The organism is Rhizobium sp. TBD182, assembly GCF_001950375.1.
GTDB lineage: Bacteria > Pseudomonadota > Alphaproteobacteria > Rhizobiales > Rhizobiaceae > Agrobacterium > Agrobacterium tumefaciens.
The window spans coordinates 45,547-56,547 of the sequence record NZ_BDLN01000002.1 but is presented as its reverse complement, the minus strand read 5'-3'; the positions used below and the strand labels follow the sequence as shown (position 1 = coordinate 56,547).

The 11,001-nt window shown below is 59.6% G+C and carries 9 protein-coding genes; 3 read left to right on the top strand and 6 right to left on the bottom strand.

Annotated elements, in window-relative coordinates; genetic code table 11:
* The coding region (locus T18_RS27630) for an OB-fold nucleic acid binding domain-containing protein (RefSeq protein ID WP_323455215.1) at positions 1-737 on the top strand (737 nt) is incomplete at its 5' end.
* Between the two features lie 112 nt (positions 738-849).
* Here T18_RS27630 and T18_RS09070 read toward each other — a convergent pair.
* Positions 850-1,788, bottom strand: coding sequence for an AraC family transcriptional regulator (locus tag T18_RS09070; protein WP_013761499.1), 939 nt, complete (start codon positions 1,786-1,788; stop codon positions 850-852).
* 182 nt (positions 1,789-1,970) lie between these two features.
* Here T18_RS09070 and T18_RS09065 point away from each other — a divergent pair, with 182 nt between their 5' ends.
* A complete protein-coding gene (locus T18_RS09065; protein ID WP_003510707.1) occupies positions 1,971-3,188 on the top strand; it encodes an MFS transporter in 1,218 nt (405 codons plus the stop codon).
* Between the two features lie 130 nt (positions 3,189-3,318).
* Here the strand turns inward: T18_RS09065 and T18_RS09060 are convergent, their stop codons facing one another.
* From T18_RS09060 to ytfQ, 5 genes are all read right to left on the bottom strand, one after another.
* Positions 3,319-4,053, bottom strand: coding sequence for a FadR/GntR family transcriptional regulator (locus tag T18_RS09060; protein WP_013761497.1), 735 nt, complete (start codon positions 4,051-4,053; stop codon positions 3,319-3,321).
* A gap of 17 nt (positions 4,054-4,070) precedes the next feature.
* Complete coding sequence (gene yjfF / locus T18_RS09055) at positions 4,071-5,051, bottom strand: galactofuranose ABC transporter, permease protein YjfF (protein ID WP_075807612.1); 981 nt, start codon at positions 5,049-5,051, stop codon at positions 4,071-4,073.
* Positions 5,048-6,091 carry an ABC transporter permease gene (locus T18_RS09050; RefSeq protein WP_038493917.1) on the bottom strand — a complete coding sequence of 348 codons (1,044 nt, stop codon included), beginning with the start codon at positions 6,089-6,091 and terminating at the stop codon, positions 5,048-5,050. The genes yjfF and T18_RS09050 overlap by 4 nt, the downstream gene beginning before the upstream one ends.
* The gene (locus T18_RS09045; RefSeq protein ID WP_025595758.1) at positions 6,091-7,614 is read right to left on the bottom strand and encodes a sugar ABC transporter ATP-binding protein; all 1,524 of its coding nucleotides are present in this window, start codon (positions 7,612-7,614) and stop codon (positions 6,091-6,093) included. Before T18_RS09045 ends, T18_RS09050 begins: the two co-directional genes overlap by 1 nt.
* Positions 7,615-7,692: 78 nt before the next feature.
* The gene (ytfQ, locus tag T18_RS09040) at positions 7,693-8,652 is read right to left on the bottom strand and encodes a galactofuranose ABC transporter, galactofuranose-binding protein YtfQ (protein WP_003510698.1); all 960 of its coding nucleotides are present in this window, start codon (positions 8,650-8,652) and stop codon (positions 7,693-7,695) included.
* 520 nt (positions 8,653-9,172) lie between these two features.
* On the opposite strand from ytfQ, the gene T18_RS09035 reads away from it, so the two are divergent.
* Positions 9,173-10,984, top strand: a complete 1,812-nt coding sequence (locus T18_RS09035) for an IlvD/Edd family dehydratase (RefSeq protein ID WP_003510695.1) — start codon at positions 9,173-9,175, stop codon at positions 10,982-10,984.
* Positions 10,985-11,001: the final 17 nt, after the last annotated feature.

Here is an 11,001-nt window from a genome sequence, read left to right as displayed (position 1 = left end):
TAGTCTGTCTCGCCGAGGCCGATGCCTTTCTGCCGTCGCTGTCGCTTTCCAGACGCGAGGCGCTGTGGGCCATCAAGGCGTTGCGGGATGAGCCGTTGCCGCTTTTTGCTGCCGCTGCCAGCCGGGAAAACGCTGTGGTGGATGAGCTTTCCGAACCCTCCGTCGCGCTGCGGCCCATGACTGATGGCGGCGAGGTGGTGCAGGATTATGGCCATGTGGGGCTGACCCTGCGCGAACACCCCATGTCCTTCCTGCGGCGCGATCTTTCCCGCCGGCGCATCGTCAGCTGCGCGGAGGCGGTGCGCGTCCGTGATGGAACGTGGCTGGAAACGGCGGGGCTGGTTCTGGTGCGCCAGCGCCCAGGCTCGGCAAAGGGAGTGATCTTCATGACTCTGGAGGATGAGACGGGTATTGCCAATGCGGTTCTGTGGGTAAAGACCTTCGAAAAATACCGGCGCGTGGTGCTTTCCGCCGGGATGGTCGGTATTTACGGCAAGATCCAACGGGAAGGCGAGGTGGTGCATCTGGTCGCCCACCGGCTGACCGATCTGTCAGAGGCGCTGGCAAGCGTGGGTGAGCGCAACCACCCCTTTCCTCTGCCGCATGGGCGCGGCGACGAGTTCCACCACGGTATTCCGCCGGACGATCATCGCAACATCAGGAAACGTCCACCGCCTGCGACCCAGGATGGAGATGAGGTGGAGCGGATAAAGGTAATTTCCCGCAATTTCCATTAGAGCATTTCCAGTAAAAATGCGTAGCGGTTTTACGTCCGGAAAATGCGTAAAAACAAAGAGATAGAGCGCGTCCAAAGATTCTGTTTAAGCCGGACGTGCTCTAAGATGCGGTCTATGCCGCATCTTCCAGACCAGAGGTGTCCTTCCTGCGGAACTGGCTGGGCGGCGCGCCGATCACGCGTTTGAAGGCGCGGCTGAAGGATGCCTCGGAATCGTAGCCGAGCTTTTCCGCCGCCAACGTGACACGCATACCCTCGCGCAGCCACAGTCGCGCCTGATGCATGCGTATGCGAACGACATAACGGGCTGGGCTTTCACCCACCACACGGGTGAAGCGTTCTGCAAAACTCGAGCGGGATGCACCCATCAGGGAGGCAAGCTCTTCCACGCTCCAGTCTTTCTCGGGGGTAAGGTGGATCGCTGCAAGCACCCGTCCGAGTTCGGGATTGCGCACGGCGGCAAGCCAACCGCTGGAATCGCCGCAACCATATTCTACCCATGTGCGGATCAGTGTTGCCGTCAAGACATCGGCAAGCCGCGCCAGAATGCCACCGGCACCAACGCGGTTCAGTTCCACTTCGCGCGCCATGGCTTCCAGGAGATGCGGAATGGCCGGATCGCTTTTGGCGAGATCGCTGGTCAGCATCACGTCCGGCATCAGTTGCAAAAGCGGATGCAGATTATCCATGTTGAAACGCATCGAGGCGGTAAAGGCTACCGTGTCGCCGCCGGCACCGGCACATTCCATGTCGAAAATGCCCTGACATACTTCCTTTTTACCGAACCGGTCGAAGAGGGCGGGTGTCACATCCTCGCCGCTGCCCAGCACATGGGCGTGGCCACGGGGAAGAAGCACTGCATCGCCGCACGTAAGCGTCAGCCATTCTCCGGAAGGTTTGCGTAATTTTGCCTGGCCCACGCCAATAAAATGAAACCGCGCCGCCTCCTGCTCGGGAAAGGCCGTCGCCCAGGGCGTTGCCATGCGGCAGCGGCCATATTCCACGCCGTCAAGCCGCAGACCACGCAGCATTTCCGTCAATGCATCATTCATGGCAACTCACAAATTCGGACGTTTGGTTAAGGAATGCGGATTTTTTAGCATGGAAACGCCGAGCTGTCACGCGTAGCTTACGACCATCGATTTGTGAGGCGACGCACCGGGCTCCCACCGGCTTCATCGTTTTGCCATTCCGTTTCAGGGCTCGTTCCCAGAATGCGCATCAGGAGATTTTCATGAATAACCGAACAATCAACGAACTTGAATATGCGCCACACAGACAGGAGCCGGATGCGAAGTGGGCGGCGGTGGTTTCGCTTTCGCTCGGTGTCTTCGGGCTGGTAACAGCGGAATTCCTGCCGGTCAGCCTTCTGACGCCACTGTCGACCGATCTTTCCATCAGCTCCGGCATTGCCGGCCAATCCATCACTGTCACGGCACTGGTCGCAGCGGTTGCCGGTCCCGGCGTCGTCATCGGCACGCGCAGCATTGATCGCCGGTGGACCCTGCTTGGCCTCACGACGTTGCTGATCATTTCCAGCACATTGGCCGCTTTTGCCAACGGTCTTTTCATGCTGTTTACATCGCGCGTTTTGCTCGGCATCGGCCTCGGCGGCTTTTGGGCCATGTCGGCGGCGCTGGCGCTAAGGCTTGTTCCGCTGGATAAGATGCCGCGCGCCATGGCCATCATCCTAACCGGCGTTTCGGTTGCCACCGTTTGCGCAGCCCCTGTCGGAGCGTGGATCGGCGCGACGCTTGGCTGGCGTGCGGCCTTTGCCGTCGCCGGCGTGCTGGGTGTCATCGCACTTGTCGTGCAGTTGCTCACCGTTCCCTCGCTGCCGCCGGCCGGTGCGCCCGGCCTGTCCACCATGTTCCGGCTATTGCAGCGCCCGCAGGTCAGGATCGGCCTTCTGACGACGCTATTCATCGTCGCGGGTCACTTCGCCGGCTTCACCTATGTTCGCCCCTTCCTCGAAGACGTGCCGCAGCTTGGCGTCGAAGCAATCTCGCTCGTTCTTCTGGCTTACGGCGTGGGCGGTTTTTTCGGTAATCTCTTCGGCGGCTTCCTCGCCGAGAAGAACACGGCATGGGCCGTGACGTTTGCTGCCACCCTGATTGCCGCATCCGCTTCCGTGCTGGTGATTGCCGGTGCATCTCCCGTTGTCGCTGGCTTTGCCATTGCCTCCTGGGGTTTCGCCTTCGGTGCGCTTCCTGTCAGCGTACAGAGCTTCATCACCCGCGTCGCCTCAGATGAGGCCGAAAGTGCGGGCGCGTTGCTGCTCACCACCTTCCAGATAGCCATTTCCAGCGGCGCTGTTCTGGGCGGACTGCTGATCGACCTTCAGGGTGCGACCATGGTCTTCGTTTTCGTCAGCATTGCAGCACTCCTCGGCGCATCGCTCATGGCATCGCGCCGTGGCGTGGTGCCGCAGATTGAAGCGTCGCAGGGGTAAGATAGTTGCCGGAAGAAAAAGGGTCCGCATCCGTGCGGGCCCGAATTTTATGATGAAAAGCAAACCCCGCCTCCGTCATGCCGGCATCAGGCCCGGGGTGACAGAAGGGATGTCGATAGGCCTTTCGCCTTCAAGGCGTCTTGATTGCCTTTCGCGTCCGGTCCTTGCCGACCTCGATTACATGGCGCATGGCTTTCACGGCGGCGTCCGCATCACGGGCGGCGATGGCGTGCACGATCCGCAGATGGTTTGCGGCGATCTCGGCGATGGTTCCGGGCGACGAGGCCGGGGATGAAAGCTGGAATGAGATCGCAAGGGCGGCTTCGATCAGCCCGCTTGCCGAACGCATGAAGGGATTGCCGGACATATGCGCCACGGCGAGGTGGAATTCGAGGTCGACCTTGGCGATGGTTTCCGGCGTATGCTGCGGATTGTCGAACTTGGCGGCAATCACATAAAGGGAAACGATATCGTCATTCGATGCCTGAAGCGCGGCAGCTGCCGCCGCCGCCGGTTCGAGCGCGAGGCGGATTTCCGCCAGATGTGTCACGAATTCCTGGTCTATTCCGGCTTCGCAGCGCCAGCCCAGCACATCCGGGTCAAAGAAGTTCCAGCTCGAACGGTCGAGAACGCGGGTGCCGACCTTTGCCTTGGGTTCGACCAGCCGCTTGGCCGCCAGCGTCTTCATCGTCTCGCGCAATACTGTGCGCGAGACCCCGAAACGGAGAGACAGTTCGGCATCGTTAGGCAGCAGGGATCCTTCCGCAATCCTGCCCGAGACGATGGCGCTGCCGAGTTCGGAGACCACATGCGCGTGGCTGTTCCGGCGTTTTCGCCCGCTTATCGTCGTTTCGAGCAGCCCCAATAAAGCCTCCGTGTTGGTTATGCCGGACGTGGTCCGGCCAGTCTCCTGTTTGAATACCAGATGATTGCGCGCTGCAACACGATGAAGACAAAAAGCAGCACGCCAATAACGATTTTGGTCCACCAGGATGACAGGGTTCCGTCAAAAACGATGTAGGTCTGGATCAACCCCTGGATCAGCAGTCCGACGAAGGTTCCCGCCACCAGCCCCATTCCACCCGTCAGAAGCGTTCCGCCAATGACAACAGCTGCAATAGCGTCCAGCTCCACGCCCACGGTCGCCAAGGAATAACCCGATGAGGTGTAGAGCGTGTAGACGATGCCGGCGAGGCCGGACAGGAACCCGGAAAGTGCGTAGATGCCGATTGTCGTTGTACCGATCGGCACACCCATCAGTTCGGCCGATTGCGGGTTACCGCCAAGTGCATAGACATTGGCGCCGAAGCGGGTGCGGCTGGCAATCAGCATGCCGGCGGCAAAGACGAGAAGCATGACAATAGCAAGTGCTGTCAGCCTGCCGCCGCCGGGAAAGCGGAAATAAAATCCCTGTATCGCATCGATGAAGGGATGCGAGATCGGCACGGATTGCGTCGAGATCAGATAGGCCGCGCCACGCGCCAGGAACATACCCGCCAACGTCACCACGAATGGCGGGATCGACAGGAAGCGTATCATCGCCCCCATCAGGCAGCCGAACAGCGTCGAGATCACGAGCACGATGGCGAAGGCCAGCAGCGGGTGAATATTATAGGTGCCGACCATGACAGCTACGAAAACGCTGGTGAAGGCGATGACGGAGCCGATGGACAGATCGATGCCACCCGACAGGATCACGAAAGTCATGCCAACGGCAGCGATGCCGAGAAAGGCATTGTCGGTCAATAGATTGCCGATCACCCGTGTCGACAGGATCGCTGGATATTGCAGCACGCACAGAAGATAGGCGATAAGGAAGATCGTTAGTGTGGTGAGGAACGGAAGATTGCGGCTGTGGATCATCGCGCGGTACCTTCCTTGGTCATTCCGTTAGCCGTGGCCGGTTTTGCGTGTGGCTTTGGCGTTTTGACAAAGCCCAGAACCGCCATGATTGCCGGCGATTGCAGCGTGAGCACCACCATGATGATGCCAGCCTTGATGATGAGGTTGAATTCCGGCGGGAAACCGGAGACCAGAATGCCGGTATTGATGGTCTGGATGATGAGCGCGCCGATCAGCGATGCGGTGATGGAGAAGCGGCCGCCATTCAGCGATGTACCACCGATCACCACCGCCAATATGGCGTCCAGTTCCAGCCACAGCCCGGCATTGTTGGCATCCGCGCCGCGAATGTCGGCGGTCACGATCATGCCGGCGATGGCCGCGCAGAGACCGGAAACGGCGTAGACGAAAAACAGGAGGAACCGTGCCCGCACACCGGCAAGTGCCGCCGCGCGGCGATTGATGCCGGTTGCCTCGATCAGAAAACCGAGCGCGCTCTTGCGCACCAGAAGGCCGATTACCAGTGCCGCCGCCACCCAGATGATGACGGGCAGGGGAATGCCTGCGAAGGAGCCGGAGCCGATGGCGGAAAAGCTGTCGTCGTTGAAGGTGAGAATGACGCCTTCGGTGATGAGCTGGGCGATGCCGCGCCCCGCCACCATCAGGATCAGCGTGGCGATGATCGGCTGGATGTCGAGAAGGGCGACCAGCACCCCGTTCCACAGGCCGCAGGCGATGCCGACAGCAAGCGAGATGGCGATGACGGTTGGGATGGAATGGCCGTTGCTGATGAGTGTTGCCGCCACCGCGCCACAAATAGCGATAACAGCACCGATCGACAGATCGATGCCCTTGGTAGCGATCACCAGCGTCATGCCAATGGTCAGGAGCGCCACGGGTGCGGCACGCACGAGAATATCCATCAGACTGCCGTAAAGCCTGCCGTTCTGGAACGAAACATGCAGAAAGCCCGGCGAAACGATTGTAATCGCTGCCAGAATGACGAAGAGGGCGATCAGTTGGGGAGCAAGCCTTTTCAGGCGCCGTGTCACAGCCACCATCATGCCGCCTCCGTTCTGGCCGCATCCGCAATTGCCCGCATGATGTTGTCGGCCGTCACCTCGCCGCCCTTCAATTCGCTGACATGCCGGCGGTCGGACAGCACGACGACCCGGTGGGCAACGGCGGTCAGTTCTTCCAGTTCGGACGAGATGACGACGAGCGACATGCCCTCGGTGCAGAGTTTTTCGATCATTTTGAGGATTTCCGCATGGGCGCCGATATCGATACCACGGGTCGGCTCATCGAGGATAAGAAGCCGGGGATGGGTTGCAAGCCAGCGCGCCAGAATGGCTTTCTGCTGGTTGCCGCCGGACAGGAATTTTATCGGCCGGTCAGGATCGGCCGGGCGGATGTCCAGCGATTTGATGAAGCTTTCGGCCAGTTCCACCTTCTGCCGGCGCGAAAGCGGCCGCGCCCACCCCTGGCGGGCCTGGAGAGCCAGAGCAATATTGTCGGTCACGGAAAAGTCGCCGATGATACCGTCAGTCTTGCGCTCCTCCGGGCAGAAACCGAACCCGGCCGTGATTGCGGCTTCAGGCGAAGAAAGAGCGATGGTCTTTCCGTCTATCGTGGCCTTGCCGGTATCGGGCTTGTCGATGCCGAACAGCAGGAAAGCCGTTTCCGTTCGTCCCGACCCCAAAAGACCGGCGACGCCGACGATCTCTCCCGGACGAATGCCGAGGTCGAAGGGGGCGATGCTGCCGCGTTTGCCGTACCCCTCGAAACGGATCGGCGGTTCGCCCTCGGCAACCGTGTCGTCAGTGGCCTGATGCTCGTGGGTGATGTGCTGAAGCTCGCGACCAAGCATCATGGCGATGAGTTCGGACCTCGGCAGGTTGCCGATGTCGCGCGTGCCAACGAGGCGGCCGTTGCGCAGAACCGTCACCCGGTCGGCGATATCGTAGACCTGGTTTAGGAAGTGGGTGATTATGACGATGCCGATGCCGCGGGCGCGCAATTTTCGCAGCACGCCGAACAGCATCTCGACCTCATGGGCATCGAGGCTGGCGGTCGGCTCGTCCAGCACCAGCACCTTGCCCGAAAGATCGACGGCGCGGGCAATGGCGATGATCTGGCGGATAGCCACGGAATAGCTGGAAAGCAGGGCGTTGACGTCGATCGAAAGCCCGTATTGGGACAGCAGCGCCTGCGATTGTCTCTGCATCGAGGCTCTGTCAATGAGCCCGAAGCGATGCGGTTGGCGGCCGAGAAAGAGGTTTTCGGCAACAGTCAGATTTTCGAGAAGGTTTACTTCCTGATAGACGGTGCCGATACCGAGGGCCTGCGCTTCGCCGACATTGGTGGGCGATATCTCGCTACCTTCCAGAAAGATGGAGCCGCTGTCGCGGTGGTAAACGCCGGTCAGTATCTTGATGAGTGTTGATTTCCCCGCGCCGTTTTCGCCGAGAAGCGCGTGAATTTCACCGCGCCCGAGCGAAAAATCGACGCCGTCCAGCGCCGTTATCCCGAGAAAGGATTTACCGATGGCGCGTGCTTCCAGAAGTGGTGCCGTTTCGGACATTGCGCAGGCCCTGCATGAAAGAAGCTGTGACGGAGCGGCACGCATGACATGCCGCTCCTTCCGAAGATAAGGGGTCTATTAGTAGCCCAGACCCTTCTTCGCCTCGTAGACCTTCATCGGGTCGTCAGACGCTGTGTAGAGCTTGGATTCGGTCTGAATCCACTTCGCCGGTGCCTTTTTGTCTTTCAGATAGGCTTCGAGAGCGTCGAAGGCAGGACCGGCCATGTCAGGTGTCAGTTCCACCGTCGCATTGGCTTCACCGGCGGCCATGGCCTTGAAGATGTCAGGTACGGCATCGATGGACACGACCTTGATGTCGGATCCCGGCTTCAGGCCGGCTTCCTTGATCGCCTGGATCGCGCCGACGGCCATGTCGTCATTGTGAGCGTACACGGCACAGATATCCTTGCCGCCGCCTTCGGCCTTGATGAAGCTTTCCATCACTTCCTTGCCCTTGGTACGGGTGAAGTCACCCGTCTGCGAGCGCACGATCTTGATGTTCTTGTGCGAAGCGATGGCTTCTTCGAAGCCCTTCTTACGGTTGATGGCGGGCGAAGAGCCGGTCGTGCCCTGCAATTCGACAACCTTGCAGTCCTTCGCGCCGACATCCTTGACGAGCCAGTCGCCGGCAACCTTGCCTTCGTGAACCTGATCCGAGGTGACCGCGGTCAGGTAAAGATCATCCGGCGCTTCGATCTGGCGATCGAGCAGGATGACAGGGATTTTTTCTTCCTTTGCTTCCTTCAGCACGGCGTCCCAGCCGGTTGCGACGACAGGTGCGATCAAGATCGCGTCGACGCCCTGCGCGATGAAGCCGCGAACGGCCTTGATTTGGTTTTCCTGCTTCTGCTGTGCGTCGGCGAATTTCAGCGTAACGCCGCGCTTTTCGGCCTGCTGCTTGGTGACAGTGGTTTCAGCGGCGCGCCATCCGGATTCGGAGCCGATCTGCGAGAAGCCGACGGTCAGCGATTGTGCGGAAACACTGGATGCAAGGCATGCGGAAACGGCGACAGTGATTGCCGCAAGAGCTTTTCTCATCTTATCCTCCCAGAAATGATGTCAGCGTGACGACGTCACTATGAGCATATAGTAATACTCTTGAAAAGGGGTTTTTTAGCGGATTTCCAATTCACGTCATGCCGATTTTATGGAGGTGCAGAATTAAACAATTACAAATCAATGGCTTATTGTGTGTATTCTAATTTCTGCGCCGTGCAAAACTCGCCCGCAATATAGTCTGATCCGGCTTGACAGGCCGCGCCGCTATCTAATAGTAATACAAATAAGCAAGTCAGGTCGTGACGGAATGTGGGGCCTCGGGTCAGTTACAATCCGGCAAGGCAGGGAGGGAAGAGGCCATTGCGCAACGTCGGTATGGTCGTAAACACCGAAAAATATTCGGCTAAAGCTGAAGAACGGCTCCAGGTCACTCGTCTGGCGCTCGTCTGTCGGTTATGCGTGCTTCCGAGAAGCTGATTCCATTTTCCTTGCGCACAACATAAGCTTGTCGCATTTCGTAATATTTTACCGTTGGCCACTTCCGGCTGGAGACCGCATCATGACCAAATCCGACAATCTGCCCGCAACCCAAGGCAAGCTTCGTTCGCGCGCGTGGTTCGATAACCCCGCAAACGCTGATATGACCGCGCTTTATCTCGAGCGTTACATGAACTTCGGTCTCAGCCAGGCCGAGCTTCAGTCCGATCGCCCTATCATCGGCATCGCGCAGACCGGCTCGGACCTTTCGCCCTGCAATCGCCACCATCTGGAGCTGGCGCATCGCCTGCGCGAAGGCATTCGTGAAGCGGGCGGCATTGCCATTGAATTTCCGGTGCATCCGATCCAGGAAACCGGCAAGCGCCCGACGGCGGGTCTCGATCGCAACCTCGCCTATCTCGGCCTCGTGGAAGTGCTTTACGGCTATCCGCTCGACGGCGTTGTTCTGACCATCGGCTGCGACAAGACCACGCCTGCCTGTCTTATGGCGGCGGCCACCGTCAACATTCCGGCCATCGCTCTTTCCGTCGGCCCCATGCTGAACGGCTGGTTCCGTGGCGAGCGCACCGGTTCCGGCACCATCGTCTGGAAAGCGCGTGAACTGCTGGCCAAGGGCGAAATCGATTATCAGGGCTTCGTCAAGCTCGTCGCTTCTTCCGCACCTTCCACCGGCTATTGCAACACCATGGGCACGGCGACGACGATGAACTCGCTTGCCGAAGCACTCGGCATGCAGCTGCCCGGCTCGGCCGCCATTCCGGCGCCTTACCGCGACCGTCAGGAAATCTCCTATCTCACCGGCCTTCGCATCGTCGAAATGGTCAAGGAAGACCTTAAGCCTTCCGACATCATGACCAAGGATGCCTTCATCAACGCCATCCGCGTCAACTCGGCCATCGGTGGCTCCACCAACGCGCCGATCCATCTGAACGGCCTAGCACGCCATGTCGGCGTTGAACTGACGGTCGATGACTGGCAGACCTACGGTGAAGACGTGCCGCTGCTCGTCAACCTGCAGCCGGCCGGTGAATATCTCGGCGAGGATTATTACCATGCCGGCGGCGTTCCGGCTGTCGTCAACCAGCTGATGACCCAGGGGCTCATCATGGAAGACGCCATGACCGTGAATGGCAAAACCATCGGCGACAATTGCCGTGGTGCCATCATCGAAGACGAAAAGGTCATCCGTCCCTATGACCAGCCGCTCAAGGAGCGCGCCGGTTTCCGTGTTCTGCGCGGCAACCTGTTCTCCTCTGCCATCATGAAGACGAGCGTGATCTCGGAAGAATTCCGCAAGCGTTATCTCTCGAACCCGAACGACCCGGAAGCCTTCGAAGGCCGTGCCGTGGTGTTCGACGGTCCGGAAGATTACCATCACCGCATCGACGATCCGTCGCTGAAGATCGACGCCAACACCGTTCTCTTCATGCGCGGTGCCGGTCCGATCGGTTATCCGGGTGCGGCAGAAGTGGTGAACATGCGTGCGCCGGACTATCTCTTGAAGGAAGGCGTCAATTCGCTGCCCTGCATCGGTGACGGCCGCCAGTCCGGCACGTCTGGCAGCCCGTCCATCCTCAACGCTTCTCCGGAAGCAGCGGCAGGCGGTGGTCTGGCCATCTTGCAGACGGGTGACCGCGTTCGTATCGATGTGGGTCGTGGCAAGGCCGACATCCTGATTTCCGGCGAGGAACTGGCCAAGCGTTACGAAACGCTCTCCGCCGAGGGCGGCTTCAAGTACCCCGATCACCAGACGCCATGGCAGGAAATCCAGCGCGGCATCGTCAGCCAGATGGAAACCGGCGCGGTTCTGGAACCGGCCGTGAAGTATCAGCGCATTGCCCAGACCAAGGGTCTGCCGCGCGACAACCACTAAGGCAGGGTCGTTTACGG